The sequence below is a fragment of the Spirillospora sp. NPDC048824 genome, from assembly GCF_043198455.1.
Lineage (GTDB): Bacteria > Actinomycetota > Actinomycetes > Streptosporangiales > Streptosporangiaceae > Spirillospora.
On the sequence record NZ_JBICUS010000032.1, the window covers coordinates 29884 to 44337 of the forward strand.

At 69.7% G+C, this 14454-nt stretch carries 14 protein-coding genes; 10 read left to right on the forward strand and 4 right to left on the reverse strand.

Translation table 11 applies throughout. The features are described from left to right. Nucleotide 1: 1 nt before the first annotated feature. The gene (locus ACGFIS_RS35760) at nt 2–850 is read right to left on the reverse strand and encodes a fumarylacetoacetate hydrolase family protein (protein WP_392973843.1); all 849 of its coding nucleotides are present in this window, start codon (nt 848–850) and stop codon (nt 2–4) included. 180 nt (nt 851–1030) lie between these two features. On the opposite strand from ACGFIS_RS35760, the gene ACGFIS_RS35765 reads away from it, so the two are divergent. The 6 genes from ACGFIS_RS35765 to ACGFIS_RS35790 all read left to right on the forward strand — a co-directional run bounded on the left by ACGFIS_RS35765 (nt 1031) and on the right by ACGFIS_RS35790 (nt 6883). Further along, complete coding sequence (locus ACGFIS_RS35765; RefSeq protein WP_392973847.1) at nt 1031–2656, forward strand: bifunctional 3-(3-hydroxy-phenyl)propionate/3-hydroxycinnamic acid hydroxylase; 1626 nt, start codon at nt 1031–1033, stop codon at nt 2654–2656. A gap of 6 nt (nt 2657–2662) precedes the next feature. Beyond that, nucleotides 2663–3130 (forward strand): nuclear transport factor 2 family protein, encoded by a 468-nt coding sequence (locus ACGFIS_RS35770; RefSeq protein WP_392909967.1) that lies wholly within the window; start codon nt 2663–2665, stop codon nt 3128–3130. Next, nucleotides 3127–3516, forward strand: a complete 390-nt coding sequence (locus tag ACGFIS_RS35775; protein WP_392909965.1) for a cupin domain-containing protein — start codon at nt 3127–3129, stop codon at nt 3514–3516. The genes ACGFIS_RS35770 and ACGFIS_RS35775 overlap by 4 nt, the downstream gene beginning before the upstream one ends. A 95-nt stretch (nt 3517–3611) precedes the next feature. Then, nucleotides 3612–4496 (forward strand): VOC family protein, encoded by an 885-nt coding sequence (locus ACGFIS_RS35780; RefSeq protein WP_392909962.1) that lies wholly within the window; start codon nt 3612–3614, stop codon nt 4494–4496. A gap of 170 nt (nt 4497–4666) precedes the next feature. Then, nucleotides 4667–5791, forward strand: a complete 1125-nt coding sequence (locus ACGFIS_RS35785; RefSeq protein ID WP_392910226.1) for an acyl-CoA dehydrogenase family protein — start codon at nt 4667–4669, stop codon at nt 5789–5791. Between the two features lie 111 nt (nt 5792–5902). Next, a complete protein-coding gene (locus tag ACGFIS_RS35790) occupies nt 5903–6883 on the forward strand; it encodes an NAD(P)H-quinone oxidoreductase (RefSeq protein WP_392909960.1) in 981 nt (326 codons plus the stop codon). 94 nt (nt 6884–6977) lie between these two features. Here the strand turns inward: ACGFIS_RS35790 and ACGFIS_RS35795 are convergent, their stop codons facing one another. Continuing rightward, on the reverse strand, nt 6978–7643 hold the full coding sequence (locus tag ACGFIS_RS35795; RefSeq protein WP_392909958.1) for a TetR/AcrR family transcriptional regulator: 666 nt from the start codon (nt 7641–7643) through the stop codon (nt 6978–6980). Nucleotides 7644–7771: 128 nt separating this feature from the next. On the opposite strand from ACGFIS_RS35795, the gene ACGFIS_RS35800 reads away from it, so the two are divergent. Genes ACGFIS_RS35800 through ACGFIS_RS35815 form a run of 4 tightly spaced genes read left to right on the forward strand, consistent with a single transcriptional unit; the run spans nt 7772 to nt 13302 of the window. Beyond that, entirely contained in the window at nt 7772–8896 is a 1125-nt protein-coding gene (locus ACGFIS_RS35800; RefSeq protein ID WP_392909956.1) for a VOC family protein, read from the forward strand. Then, the gene (locus ACGFIS_RS35805) at nt 8893–9825 is read left to right on the forward strand and encodes a fumarylacetoacetate hydrolase family protein (RefSeq protein ID WP_392973844.1); all 933 of its coding nucleotides are present in this window, start codon (nt 8893–8895) and stop codon (nt 9823–9825) included. The genes ACGFIS_RS35800 and ACGFIS_RS35805 overlap by 4 nt, the downstream gene beginning before the upstream one ends. Then, nucleotides 9822–11387 carry a bifunctional 3-(3-hydroxy-phenyl)propionate/3-hydroxycinnamic acid hydroxylase gene (locus ACGFIS_RS35810; RefSeq protein WP_392909952.1) on the forward strand — a complete coding sequence of 522 codons (1566 nt, stop codon included), beginning with the start codon at nt 9822–9824 and terminating at the stop codon, nt 11385–11387. The genes ACGFIS_RS35805 and ACGFIS_RS35810 overlap by 4 nt, the downstream gene beginning before the upstream one ends. 31 nt (nt 11388–11418) lie before the next feature. Beyond that, nucleotides 11419–13302 (forward strand): acyl-CoA synthetase, encoded by a 1884-nt coding sequence (locus ACGFIS_RS35815; protein WP_392973845.1) that lies wholly within the window; start codon nt 11419–11421, stop codon nt 13300–13302. A 137-nt stretch (nt 13303–13439) separates the two neighbouring features. Here the strand turns inward: ACGFIS_RS35815 and ACGFIS_RS35820 are convergent, their stop codons facing one another. Further along, nucleotides 13440–13946, reverse strand: coding sequence for a pyridoxamine 5'-phosphate oxidase family protein (locus tag ACGFIS_RS35820; RefSeq protein ID WP_392909948.1), 507 nt, complete (start codon nt 13944–13946; stop codon nt 13440–13442). A gap of 167 nt (nt 13947–14113) precedes the next feature. Then, nucleotides 14114–14454, reverse strand: a 341-nt coding sequence (locus ACGFIS_RS35825; protein ID WP_392973846.1) for a hypothetical protein, incomplete at its 5' end; no start/stop codon positions are given.

The following is a 14454-nucleotide window of genomic DNA, read 5'->3' on the forward strand; positions in this document are numbered from 1 at the left end:
ATCAGGCACTTGCCACAACGTTGCGGAGCAGCCCCACACCGTGGATCTCGACCTCCACGACGTCACCGGGCTCCAGGAACGTCGGGGGCTCGCGGAACATGCCGACGCCGCCCGGCGTGCCGGTCACCAGCACGTCACCTGGTGACAGCGGCGTAAAGCGGGAGACATAGGAGATCAGGGACGGGATCGAGAAGATGAGGTCCGCGACGGAGGCGGACTGCCGGATCTCACCGTTGACCCGGGTTTCGAGCTTGAGCGAGGCGACGTCATCGATCTCGTCCGCGGTGATCAGGCAGGGGCCGAACGCCCCGGTTCCGGGGAAGTTCTTGCCGGGGATCCACTGGGAGCTGTGCCGCTGCCAGTCGCGCACGGTGAAATCGTTGTAGCAGGAATAGCCGGCGACGAACGACATCGCCTCGGCCTCCGGGATGTGTGAGCCGCGCTTGCCGATCACCACCGCCAGCTCGCCCTCGTAGTCGAAGCGGTCGCTCTCGGTGGGGCGCAGTGCGTCGGCCCCGGCGGCGATCTGCGTGTCGGCGAACCGGGTGAACAGTGTCGGGTGCTGTGCCTCGCTGCGCCCGGTCTCATCACGATGTGCGCGGTAGTTCACCCCCGCGCAGATGATCTTCCCGGGGTCCGGGACGACCGGGAGCAGGTCGACGTCGGACAGCCGCCGGTCGGGTCCGGCGACGCCCGCGACCACCTCGGCGACCCGCTCGAGGGCGCCGGCCTCCAGCACCGCCCGGATGCTCGGAGTCTCCGGCAGGCGCGTGGAGACGTCGATGATCGCGTCCTCGTGCAGGGCGCCGAATCGGACGGCTCCGTCCACACGGTAGGTCAGCAGCTTCACTTGACGGTCCTTCGGATGTGGGTGCGCAGGCCGCACGAACGTGTCGGCGGTCACAGACTGCGCCACAGAGAAACGACTAGTCAAGTAAGAATCGACTCTTGCATTAACTCTCGGCTGCTGTAATCATCGTCACACGCTTGCGGCCATCGGACGGAAGGGGTTGCGTTGAGCTGGGAGAACGTGTCCGGGGACACCCGCGGCCGACCGATTGGCGAACGATCGGGCAGCGGCGGCCAGCCCGGAACCGAGCCCGCCTCGCCACCGGAGGTCGTCATCGTCGGGGCCGGGCCGGTCGGCCTGGCGTTGGCCAATCTGCTGGCCGACCAAGACGTCGGTGTCCTGGTCTTGGAGGCGGAGCGGAGCTGTGCCGACGAGCCGCGTGCGATCAGCCTCGTCGATGAGTCCCTGCGCACGCTCCAGGCCATGGATCTTGTCTCGGAGATCGAGCCGGACCTGGTGTGGAACGCCGGCTCCAGCTACTTCGGTGTCCATGGGCAGCCGCTGGTCGTCGCGGCTCCCGGCCTGGCACCGCTGGGGTACCCGCAGAAGAACTTCTTCGACCAGCCCGGGCTCCAGCAGGCGCTGCTGAAGGGTGCCGAGGCCCGGAGCAAGGTGACCGTCGCGTTCGAGAGCCGCGTGGAGCGTCTCGCCCAGAGCGCCGACCACGTCGAACTCACCGTCAGCGGCCCGAGCGGGACCCGAGTCGTCCGTGCCGCCTATGTCGTCGGGTGCGACGGCGGCCGTAGCAGGATCCGCGCCGAACTGGGCATCGAGATGCGAGGCTCCTCTCAGCAGGAGCCCTGGATCGTTCTCGACTTGGCCAATGACTCCCATGACCAGCGGATGGCGCTGTTCCACTGCGTGCCCGCACGTCCAGCGGTGATCGTTCCGGGCATGGCCGGCCGTTGCCGCTATGAGTTCATGCTGCTGCCCGGCGAGGACAAGGAAAAGGTGCTCGAGCACGAGTTCCTCCAGCAGTTGGTCGCGCCCTACCGCGAGTGCCTGGAGCCGCGGGACGTGCGCCGCAGCGCCGTCTACGTGGCGCACCAACTGGTCGCCGAGCGCTGGCGCGACCGGAGGGTCCTCCTGGCCGGGGATGCCGCTCACCTGATGCCGCCGTTCGCCGGGCAAGGCCTCAACACCGGCCTGCGCGACGCGCGGAACCTGGCTTGGAAGCTCGCCGCCGTCGTCCGAGGGGAAGCGGCTGAATCGCTGCTCGACACCTACGACGAAGAGCGCCGCCCGCACGCCACCGAGATGGTCCGGCTCTCCCACCGCATGGGGCAGCTGATCATGACGACGAATCCGCGCCGCGCATGGCTCAGGGACGTCCTGTTCCGCATCGCCGGCGTGGCACCGCCGGTCAAGCGGTGGCTCGGCTCGATGAAATGGGTCAAGCAGGCGAAATTGGAAGGCGGCTTCGTCGCCGATCCCAACGGCTCCGCCCGGGTCGGCGGATCCCTTCCCCAGCCGACCGTGCTGGACGGCCGCGGTCGCCGTCGCCGACTCGACGACGTGATCGGCCGCGGATGGGCCCTGCTGGTCGTCGGCGCTCACCGGCACGACCGAATCCCTGCGGCGGCGACGCCGTTCACGGCGTTGAACCCGGTTCTGATCCGGGTCCTGCCTCCCGACCGCGTTCCCCGGGACGGCGAGATGGCCGAGTACTGCGACCTGGAGGGCACCATCGCCACCTCTGATCGCACCACGTTCCTTCTCGTGCGTCCCGACCGCGTCATCGCGGCCGAGTTCGACGCCTCCCAGGCGCGCGCCGTAGCCGACGCCCTACTCGCTCGCTGGCACTGAGGTCTCATGGAACACGCTCCGAAACCACCGGCCACGCCCGTTGCTCCCGCCACGTGGATCGCTCTGAACGAACTGATCACGCGACACGCCTGGGTGCTCGATCACGGCGACCCTCGCGACCTCGGCAGCCTCTACACCGAGGACGGCTCCCTGATCGGGCTTGGGGAGCCGCTCGTGGGACGCGCGGCGATCGACCGGTGGGCGCTCGAACGCGCCGAGATCACCGACCGGACCTCACGCCACGTGCACACCAACGTGCGCATCACCGTCGACGACGACGGTGTGCACCACGGTTTGATGACCACGCTGCTGTTCCGCCACGACGGCGAGGGTCCCGGGCCCACCACGCCCTTCATCGTGAACGACTACCAGGACACCTACCGGCAGGAGCCGGACGGAACCTGGCTCATCGCCGAGCGGGTGATGCGGCGGGTCTTCATCGACGGCAGCCGGATCGGAGGCACTTCCCGATGAGCACGATCGACCCACGGCCGGGGATGTACCGGCTCACCGAGATGGAGCGCGACGTCGTCCGCGAAGGACTGACCCGGGTGGGTGTGCGGGGCGACGACAGCATCGTCACCGTCAACTGGTTCGAGCCGGGCTTCCGGACCCGCGGGCCGCACTCGCACCCGTTCGACCAGCTCAGCTTCGTCTTCACCGGGACGCTGGAGATGACCGCCGGGGACGAGACGTTCGTGCTCCAAGCCGGCAGCGTCCTGCGGATTCCCGCCGACGTCCCCCACTCGGCACAGCCCATCGGCGATGAGGTCGTGCTCAACGTCGACGTCTTCGCCCCGATACGGGAGGACTTCCGCTACCTGACGAGCTATCAGGACGTCGAGGAGAACGACGGCTGACAAGCGCGAGCATCTCGCGGTCGCACCCACGACCACCGGCGCGGCGCCATCCGCCGCAACCTGGCCCACCACCCCGCCTAGCAAGGGAAGCAGCGGTGAAGGAAGACCTCCAGCTCGGATACCTCGTGATCGACGCCACCGACCTCGATCATTGGGACCGGTTCATGCGGAACACGATCGGTTTCATGCCGGGCCCGGTGCTGCACGACGGCACACGGTGCTACCGCATGGACAAGTGGTACAGCCGGTTCCAGGTCCAGCCCGGCGAGCGCGACGACGTCGCCGTCATCGGGCTGGTCGCCAGAACACCGGCGGTTCTCGCCGACCTGCGCGAGCGCATCGAGGACGCCGGGATCACGGTCACCGACGCCGGCGCCGCGCTGCGAAAGCGGCGCCACGTCGGTGAGCTGATCTGCTTCACAGCCCCGGGCGGCGTCCAGGTCGAGGTCGCCGCCTCCCCCGTCCAGTCCCGGGTGCCGTTCCACTCCCCGGCCGTTCCCAACGGCTTCCTGACCGGCCTGCAGGGACTCGGCCACGCGGTCCTGATGGTCGACGACCTGACCGAGGCGCAGACGTTCTGGCTGGACGTCCTGGGGTTCGAACTCAGCGACGGCTCGTCGGAGGAGACGCCCAACGGCGAATCACGGGCGGTGTTCCTGCACTGTAACCGCCGCCACCACAGCATCGCCTTGGTGCGGCGACCGGAACGGTCCACTTACGCCAAGAACCTCCTGCACTTCATGATCCAGGCCAATGAGATGGACGCGGTCGGCTTGGCGTTCGACCGGGCGCTGGATGCGAAGCTGCGGATTCCGCGCAGCCTGGGCCGCCACCCCAACGACCGCATGTTCTCCTTCTACGCCACCACCCCCGGCGGATTCGACTACGAGTTCGGGTGGGGCGCCGTCGAGGTCGATGACGACTGGGAGGTCGCCCAGTACGACCACATCAGCGCCTGGGGCCACCGCAGGCTCACCTGAGCCCCATGACCCATGCCGGAACCAGCGTGGGTCGGCCCTTGCACTTCGATTTCATCCACGTGTCCCGCGCCCAGCGGCACCACGTGGCATTTTCAGAAAGAGATATCACTTTGCACGCATCCAACGGCCACAGCCCTGTGCCGGCCGGGAGCCTCGCCGACCTGGACGCTCTGTTGAGTGACGAGGAACGCGCGATCCGCGACACCACGCGCCGGTTCGCCGACGAGCACCTCAAACCCAACATCGGACGCTGGTTCGACGAAGGCGTCCTGCCCCGTGACCTCGCCGTCGAGTTCGGCAACCTCGGCCTCCTCGGCATGCACCTGGACGGTTACGACTGCCCGGGCCTCAACGCCACGAGCTACGGGCTGGCCTGCATGGAGCTCGAAGCCGCCGACAGCGGCATCCGCAGCTTCGTGTCCGTCCAGGGCTCCCTGGCCATGTACAGCATCCACCGACACGGCTCACAGGAGCAGAAGCAGCAGTGGCTCCCGGCGATGGCCGCGGGGCGCGCGATCGGCTGCTTCGGGCTCACCGAGCCCGACTTCGGCAGCGACCCCGCCGGCATGCGCACTCACGCCAAGCGAAACGGCACCGACTGGATCCTCAACGGATCGAAAATGTGGATCACCAACGGAGAGATCGCCGATGTCGCCGTGGTGTGGGCGCAGACCAGCGAGGGGATCCGCGGCTTCCTGGTCCCCAAGGGCACCCGCGGGTTCACCGCCACCGCGATCAAGAACAAGCTCTCCATGCGGGCCTCGGTCACCTCGGGACTGTCCTTCGACGACGTCCGGCTACCAGCGGATGCGGTCCTGCCCGGTGCGCTTGGGCTCTCCGGACCGCTCCGCGCCCTCAACGAGGCCCGGTTCGGGATCGTCAACGGAGTCGTCGGTGCCGCCCGCGACTGTATCGAGACCGCCCAGGAGTACGCGCTGAGCCGGGTGCAGTTCACCAGGCCGATCGCCGGCTACCAGCTCACCCAGAAGAAGCTCGCCGACATGACCGTCGAGCTGATCAAGGCTCAGTTGCTCGCTCTGCACCTGGGCCGCGCCAAGGACGCCGGGACGCTGACGCCCGTGCTGGTGAGCGTCGGCAAGCTCAACAACGTGCGAGAAGCCCTCAAGATCGCACGAACGTGCCGCACCATCCTCGGCGGTTCCGGCATCACCACCGAGTACTCGCCGCTCCGCCATGCCGGCAACCTCGAATCGGTGCTGACCTACGAAGGCACCGTCGAAGTCCACACGCTCACCGTTGGCCGTGCCCTGACGGGCATCAACGCCTTCACCTGAACCGGACGGGACGGGAGACGACCATGAACGAGGTGTTCGTCATCGACGGCGCGCACGCCGATCGGCCGCTACGCGGGCGCGCTGGCAACGCGGTGGGGGAAAGGTGATGAAGTGAGAGCAGTGATCTGTGACGGGACCGGCGGCCCCGAGACCATGAGCTGGGGTGAGACCGCGACCCCGCGGCCGGCCGCCGGCGAGGTACTGGTCCGCGTCACCGCCACCGCGGTCAATCGAGCGGATCTGGCGCAGCGGGAAGGCCGATATCCGGTACCGCCCGGCGCTTCCCCCATTCTGGGCCTCGAATGCTCTGGGATCGTAGCCGAGGTCAGCGCAGGGGTCTCGACCGTAGGCGTCGGCGACCCGGTGATGGCGCTGGTGACCGGCGGAGCATACGCCGAACTCGTCGCGGTGCCGGCAGAGCAGATCATGCCCGCGCCCAAGAGCATCCCGCTGGCGGACGCCGGGGCGCTGCCGGAGACCTTGTGCACGGTCTACTCGAACCTCATCCGCGACGCCGGCCTGCGCGCGGGGCAGACGGTACTCGTCCACGGTGGCGGCTCCGGGATCGGCACCACCGCCATCCAGGTCATCCGGGCCTTCGGCGCCGTACCGCTGGTCACCGTCGGCTCCCCGGAGAAGGCCGCCCGCTGCATCGAACTGGGCGCGGAGCTCGCGATCGACTACCGACGCCAAGACTTCGTAGCCGAAGTACGGCAGGCCACTGGCGGGCGCGGCGTCGACGTGCTCTTGGACTGCGTGGGCGCCAACTACCTGCAACGCAATATGGACGCATTGGCGAACGACGGAACCGCGCTGGTCATCGGCCTTCAGGGAGGTTCTCAGGCGCAAATCGACCTGTCCGGCCTGATGCGCCGCCGGCTCAGCTTGCGAGGCTCCACCCTCCGCGCCCGGCCAGCGGACCAGAAGCGAGACATCGTTGCCGGAACGGTCCGGGACCTCCTCCCCTTGGTCGAGCGCGGAGAGATTCGCCCCATCATCGATCAGCGTCACCGGATCGACCGGGTAGCCGACGCGCACACCTACGTCGGCGCGGGACGCAATTTCGGGAAGGTCCTGCTCAACGTCAGGTGACTGACCAGGTGAGGAGTGGGGGCGAGCGTGCTCACGTCGACGGCACCGGGCGCCGTGATCGTGCCACGGCCCGGTTCGAGGAGCCGGCACGTAGTCAGGCGGCCTGTTCGCCTTGAAGGAGCGGGGACAAGTCCGGGAGGGGGCGGGCGCAGATCTCGGTGGCCTCGGCGGCGGTCAGGCCGAACATGCGCAGCAGGTCTTCGGTGATGTGGTCGGTGGCCTGCGCTGCGTCGCGTTCGGGATGGTCGTGCAGGAGGCGGCCGAGGGCCAGGACGGCGCCGCCGACGATGGTGAGGGCGAGGTCGGGGTCGCGGATCGCGTTGAAGCGTCCGGTCCGCATTCCGGCGATGATGTCGCGGTGGGCCCGGGGGGCCAGCCCCTTGTCCGAGGAGATCAGGCCGAGGCCACTGTTCAGCAGGACTTTGCTGAGCTCGGGGTGCAGGCGATGCAGACGGCCGGTGAGCCGGAAGGCTTGGGCGAAGACCTCGGCCGGGTCCGCCAGGTCGGCGGTGACCGCGTCGAGGAGGGCTCCGTGGCGGTCGAGGGCCTCTTCGATCGCGGCGTCGAACAGCTGCTCGCGGCTGTCGAAGTGGTTGTAGAAGGACCCGAGCCCGACGTCGGCCGCCTGGGTGATCTCCAGGATCGGGACGTTCAGGTTCTCCTGGGCGATGAGCGTCCGGGCGGCGCGGATGAGCGCGGCCCGGGTGCGGGCCTTGCGCCTGTCGGTGCGGTTGCCCGTACCGCCGTTCCGCTCTGGCATCGCATCCCCTCCCCCTGGTGACCCGGCCAGTCTACGCGTCGGTTCACTCCTGATCGAGTCGTCACTTGGCCGGTAAGTGATGCTAACGTCGTTAGTGACGTTTTCATCAGAATTAGGGGAGAGCCGCAGTGAGTGATCCGCACACTGGGTTGCACAGCGAGTTCGAGGCGCTGCCGGGCGAGCATCCGGGACGGGCCGCCTCGCCGGTGGTGAAGGTCGCCGGGCTGGCGTGGCTGGAGTTCCAGAAGCCCGATCTGGACCGGGCGGAGGTGTTCGCCCGCGCGTTCGGGTTCAATGTGGCGTTGAAAACCGCAACCGAGGTGCACCTGCGCGGATCCGAACCGGGCGCCCCGTGCGTCCTGATCCGCAAAGGGGAGAAGTCGCGCTTCCTGGGGCCGGCGTTCCGCGCCGCCGACCAGGCCGACCTGGCGCGCCTGGCCGACGCGGCCGACGCCACGGTGGCCGAGCTGCCCGAGAGCCTGGGCGGGTCCGCCGTCAACCTGACCGACCCGAGCGGGCTGCGGGTCCGGGTGGTGTCCGATACCCGCGACCTGGTGGCACTGCCGTCCCCGGCGCCGCTGGTCCACAACTTCGGTGACGACGCGCCGCGGATCAACACCCCCCAGCGTCCGCCGCGGGTGCCCGCCACCGTGCGGCGGGTCGGGCACGTGGTGCTCCAGACCACCCGGTTCCGCCGGACCCTGGACTGGTACCTGGAACACCTCGGGCTGATCGTCAGCGACTTCCTCTATTACGCCGGGCAGCGCGATCGGGGCCCGACCATGGCGTTCATCCGCTGCGACCGGGGCAGCACGCCCAGCGACCACCACACGCTGGCCGTGACGCTAGGGCCGTCCAACCGGTACGTGCACTCCGCCTACGAGGTCAGCGACCTGGACGTCCTGGCGGCGGGCGGCCAATACCTGCTGGAGCAGGGCTACGACCGCTCGTGGGGAATCGGCCGGCACATCCAGGGCAGCCAGATCTTCGACTACTGGCGCGATCCCGACGGGTTCCTGGTCGAGCACTACACCGACGGGGACATGTTCGACTGCACCCTCGAACCCGGCTGGGCGGCGATGACCGCCTCGGGGCTGGCCCAATGGGGTCCGCCCGCGACCAAGGACTTCCTGGGGATCAAACCGGGCCGCGCGTCCCTGGCCGAACTGCGGGCGATCACCCGCACCCTGGGCGAGGACAACGAGTTCGGCCTGCACCGGCTGCGGGGCCTGCTGAAGGTGGCGTCGTCATGACCGTCACCGTGCTGCGTACCGCGGAGGCCTGGTGGGTCCAGACCGGTGACGGCGCCGTGCGCATCACCACCTCGGCGGCCACGACCGGGCAGCTGCTGGCCGACCGCGACGCGATCGACGCCGCGGCGTCCGGCGGGCCGGCCATCCCGGTGGAGAGCCTGGCGCTGCTGTCACCGGTGACGGCCCCGTGCCGGGTCGTGGCGCAGATGACGAATTTCGCCTCGCACGCCAAGGACTCCGGCATGGACCCGGCGTCGGTCCCGCTGACGTTCTTCCGCAAGTCCTCCGGCTCGATCAGCGGGCCGTTCGACGACGTGGTCAAGCCCGCCCATGTGCGGCTGCTGGACTACGAGGTGGAGATCGGCCTGGTCGCCGGGCGGACCCTGCACGTCGGCTGCCAGGTCGACGACCTCGCCGACTGGGTGGCCGGGCTGGTGGTCACCAACGACGTGTCCGCGCGCGACCTCCAACTGCCCAAGACCCAGTTCTACGAGGCCAAGTCCTACCCGTCCTTCACCCCTGTCGGGCCCCGGCTGGTGCTGCTGGACGCGGGCGAGCTCAAGCGGCTCGCGGACCTGAGGCTGAAGCTCACCGTCAACGACGAGGTCCGCCAGGACACGACCGCCGCCGACATGATCTACCAGCCGGTACAGGCGCTGCGGACGCTGGCGGGATTCCAGCGGCTGGATCCGGGAGACCTGCTGCTGACCGGGACGCCCGTCGGCACCGCGCTCAGCGCCCCGCCCAAGCCGGTCGAAGTCATCGGATCGCTCCTGCCGGCGGCCGTCAAATGGCGGATCTTCTTCGAACGGCAGGCCAAGAACCCCCGCTATCTGCGCGACGGCGACGTCATCGAGGCGAGCATCGCCACCGACGATGGTGCGATCGACCTCGGTGTGCAGCGCACCGTGGTCAGGCACGCGCCATGACCGGCCACAACGGACCGAGTGGGCACGACCAGGTCCCGGTGGTGGTCATCGGCGCCGGGCCGACCGGGCTGACCGCGGCGATCCTCCTCGCGCAGAACGGAATTCCGGTACTGGTCCTGGAACGCTGGCCGACCGTCTACCCGCAGCCGCGGGCCGTCCACCTCGACGACGAGGTCTACCGGATCCTGGGGTGGCTCGGCGTGGCCGACGGCTTCGCCCGGGTGTCCCGCCCGGCCATGGGGCTGCGGCTCCTGGACGGCGGCCTGAACGTGCTCGCGGAGTTCCGGCGCGGCACGGCGGCCGGACGGCATGGCCTCCCCCAGGCCAATATGTTCGACCAGCCCGAGCTGGAAGGCATCCTGCGCGACCGGCTGGCGGCCTACCCTCAGATCACCCTGCGCGGCGACAGGGAGGTCACCGGCATCTCCCAGGACGCCGACGGCGTCACCGTCACCTACACCGACCTGGCCGCCGGTGATCACACCTCATGCCGCACCCGGTACGTGCTGGGCTGCGACGGAGCCAACAGCTTCGTCCGCACCGGGGTCGGCGCCAGGATGCGGGACCTGAGGTTCGAGCAGCGGTGGCTGGTCATCGACGCTGCCACCGACGCCGACCTACGCCAGTGGGACGGAGTCCACCAGGTGTGCGACCGGCGCAGGGCCGCCACTTACATGCGCATCGGCGCAACCCGCTACCGGTGGGAGTTCCAGCTCCTGCCCGGCGAGACCTCCGCCGACTACCAGGACCCGGACAAGCTCCTGCCGCTGCTGGCGCCCTGGATCGGCGCCGTCGCAGCCGACGAACTGGAGCCGGTGCGAATCGCCGAGTACACCTTCCGCGCCCAGATCGCCGACCGGTGGCGGGACCGCCGCGTCTTCCTGCTCGGCGACGCCGCCCACCTCACCCCGCCGTTCATCGGCCAGGGCATGGGCGCCGGCCTGCGAGACGCGGTGAACCTGTCGTGGAAGCTGGCCGCCGTCCTGCACGGCGCCCTATCCGAAAGCATCCTGGACACCTACGAGGCCGAACGCAGACCGCACGCCCGGATCATGATCCAGATGGCCAAGGCCATGGGCATCGCCATGACCAGCGGCGGTGAGATCGGGACGCTGCTGCGCCGCGTCATCGCACCGCACCTGAACCGCGTCCCCGGCTTCAGCCGCTTCGTCCTGGACGGCCGCACCCCGGCGCTCAGCCGCACCGCCCTGGTGGCACGCCCCTTATGGCGCAGGGGGCCGGCGGGCACCCTGTGCCCCAACGCCGCGCTCACCGACTCCCTGCGGCTCGACGACATCGCCGCAGGCCGGTACACGATCGTCGCCACCACGCCGCCGACCCCGGAGCAGGAGCACCTCATCGACCGGCGCGGCGGCTGCTGCGTGACCGCCGAGCCGGGCACCGACCTGCACGGCTGGCTGCGGCGCGGCCGGACGGCGGCCGTCCTGGTCCGGCCCGACGGCACCGTCGCCAGGACCGGCCGCGACCTGGGCGAGCTGTGCGCCGCGCTGCCCGACCTCAGCCGCACCGCCTTCCCCGTCCAGCCCAGTCCGTCTCTTTGATCACCGCCCTTCCGCCTCTCGAGGAGACACCATGACGCCCGCCCCGCACACCCAAGGCGACCGTCCCCTCGTCCTCTTCCCCGAGGACGTCCCTGCCATCGAGACCGTGCCGCTCACCGACCGCGGCCTGCCCGCCAGCACCTACGAGCTACTCGCCCGCACCGCCCATACCCGCGCCGACCGGCCTGCCCTGCACCTGCTGGGCGAGAACGGCGCCGCGTGGCGGGACGCACCCGCCTGGACCTTCGGACGACTGCTGGAGGAGGTGCACCGGGCGGCCAACGCCTACCTGTCGCTCGGCCTGCCCGAAGGCGGCGTCGTCGCCCTGATGCTCCCCAACCTCGGCGCCACCTACGCCGCACTGCTCGGCGCCCAAGCCGTCGGCATCGCCAACCCGGTCAACCCCATGCTCGCTGAAGACCACCTGGTGGAGATCCTCACGCTGACCGGCGCCCACCTGCTCCTGGCCCCCGGGCCAGACCTCGCCCCGGACCTGTGGGCCAAGGCCCAGCGGATCGCAGCCCGGCTGCCCCGTTTGCGGGCGCTCGCCGCCGTCGGATCCCCTCCCGGCCCCGGCGACATCGCCACCGACTTCGGCGCGCTCACCCGTACCCAGAGCGGCGACCGGCTCGACAGCCCGCACCGTCCCTCCCCGGGCGACCTGGCCGCCTACTTCCACACCGGCGGCACGACCGGCATCCCCAAGATCGCCCCCCACACCCACGCCATGGAGGTTTACATGGCCTGGGCCCTGGGCTGCTCCGGCGCCTACCTCGACGACGCCGTCGTGCTCGCCGGCCTGCCGCTGTTCCACGTCAACGCCGTGCACGTGACCGGGCTCGGCCCCTTCATGCACGGACGGCCGGTGGTCTCCCTCGGCCCGCTCGGTTACCGCGACAAGGCCCTCATGGCCGATTTCTGGCACATCATCGCCCACTACAAGATCAGCAGCTTCTCCGGCGTGCCCACCGTCTACGCCAACCTCTCCGCCGTACCCGAAGGCGTCGACCTGTCCAGCCTGCGCGCCGGAGCCGTCGGTGCCGCCCCCCTGCCCAAGAAGGTCCGCACCACCTTCGAGGCCGCCACAGGCGTCCCCATGCTCGAGGGATACGGGCTGACCGAGGCGACCTGCGCGACCGCGGCCACCCCCGCCTTCGCACCCCGCGAGGGCACCGTCGGGCTGCGCCTGCCCTACCAGCACGTCAAGGCCGTCACCGTCGATGCCGACGACCACCCCATCGCCGACTGCGAACCCGGCCAGACCGGCGTCCTGGCCATCAAGGGCCCCAGTGTCTTCCCCGGTTACCTGCGCCCCGGCCCCACCGGACCCGCCTCCGACCCCATCGGCAAGATCTTCGACGGCTGGCTCCTCACCGGCGACCTGGGCCGCGTCGACGCCGACGGCTACCTCTACCTCACCGGCCGGGCCAAAGACCTCATCATTCGCGGCGGGCACAACATCGACCCCGGCCCGGTCGAGGAGTCCCTGCTCGCCCACCCCGACGTCACCGCCGCCGCCGTCATCGGCGCCCCCGATCCGCACTCGGGCGAGGTACCCGCCGCCTACCTCGTCCTCACGCGAAGCTCCCAGGCAACGGAGGAAGACCTCCTGGCCTGGGCCCGCGCCCACGCCCCCGAACCAGCCGCGGCCCCCAAAACAGTGGACATCGTCGACGCCCTGCCCACCACCGCCGTCGGCAAGATCTACAAACCCGCCCTCCTTCAAGACGCTGTCGGCCGCCTCGTCGCCGACGAACTCACCCGGACGGGACTGACCGGACGCGTGGAGGTCGGCATGCGCGACGGCCGCCCCCACGCCCGCATCCACCCCACCGACGGCGACGCAGACGGGTACGGCCCGCTGTCGGCGGAACTCGACCGCTACTCCTTCACCCACGAGATCACCGCCCCATGAGGAGGGGGCAGCACGGTTCGGCGACAGCACCGGTGGCACCTTGTGCGATCGGACTTAGTCACTCCATCGACACGCGGTCACGGAATCCACCGGCACAGGGAAGCACACCGGGAACGACGCCTGTCGCCGTTCGAGCACTAGGCCGGATGCCGCCAGGGCATCACGGGTGCGCGATGGTCGGAGGCGATGCCGTGCAGGGCGCACGGCTGGCGCGGCTCGCGGGGGCACAGCACGAACGCCTCGCTGACCGTCGCGCGATACAGGCGCCACGCCGCCGGTGCGGTGACGTCCTCGATCGACAGGACGCCCCCGCCCCGGCTGGGGTCTCCGGGGTAGATCTCGATACCGCGGTCCAAGTCGCGGCCGGTCAGCTCGGCGGCGGTGCCGGACAGGTACACCGCGCGGCCGTGGTAGGCCGGCACCGTCGAGTCGAAGATCACCATGCTCAGCCGGGGACGCACGGCGAGGTTGCGGGAGTGCTGCGCGTCGGGGCTGGACACCCAGAAGATCTCGGCGTAGTCGGCGGCCGCGAAGTAGACGGGCGACGTCCACGGGGTGCCGTCGGCGTCGGCGGTGCCCAGGATCACGTACAGGTTGTCATCCATCAGGCCACGGGCGTGGGCGTCCAGGTCGACGCCGGTCATGACGCCGGTCCCGCTTCCGGGGACGCGGTCGGGTTGAGCATCGTGACCTCCTTGTTCGACGGTGCACAGCCAGTCTGCCGGGCGGCGCGCATCTGCACATCCGTGCTGAGCCCTGAGTCACTGCGCCCGTGGTGAGGTGCCGTAGATCTGTTGGCCGTCGCCCACGTTCAGAAGTACAACCGGTTCTCTATCCGTACTGGCCTCCCCGGTGGCAGCGGAGGCTCCAAGGGCTCGTCCATGGGGACGTCCGACCAGTCGAACCGGAACGGGCCTTCCTTCGGCTCGGATGGGATCCGGCCCATCAGTTCGAATGTGGCGACCGGCTGCCCGGGGCGGTGGACATCCATTTTCAACTTGATGAAGCCGTCGAGTTCCTCGCGGGTCAGGTCTCCGGTTTTGCGTAGTCTCGCTTCCCTCGATCTTTCACGCTGCTGAAGCGTCTGCCTGAACGGCGTGACGAGCGTCCCCGGGAGCGGGTTTTCGGTGTCGGAGCATGCTGATGGCCCGG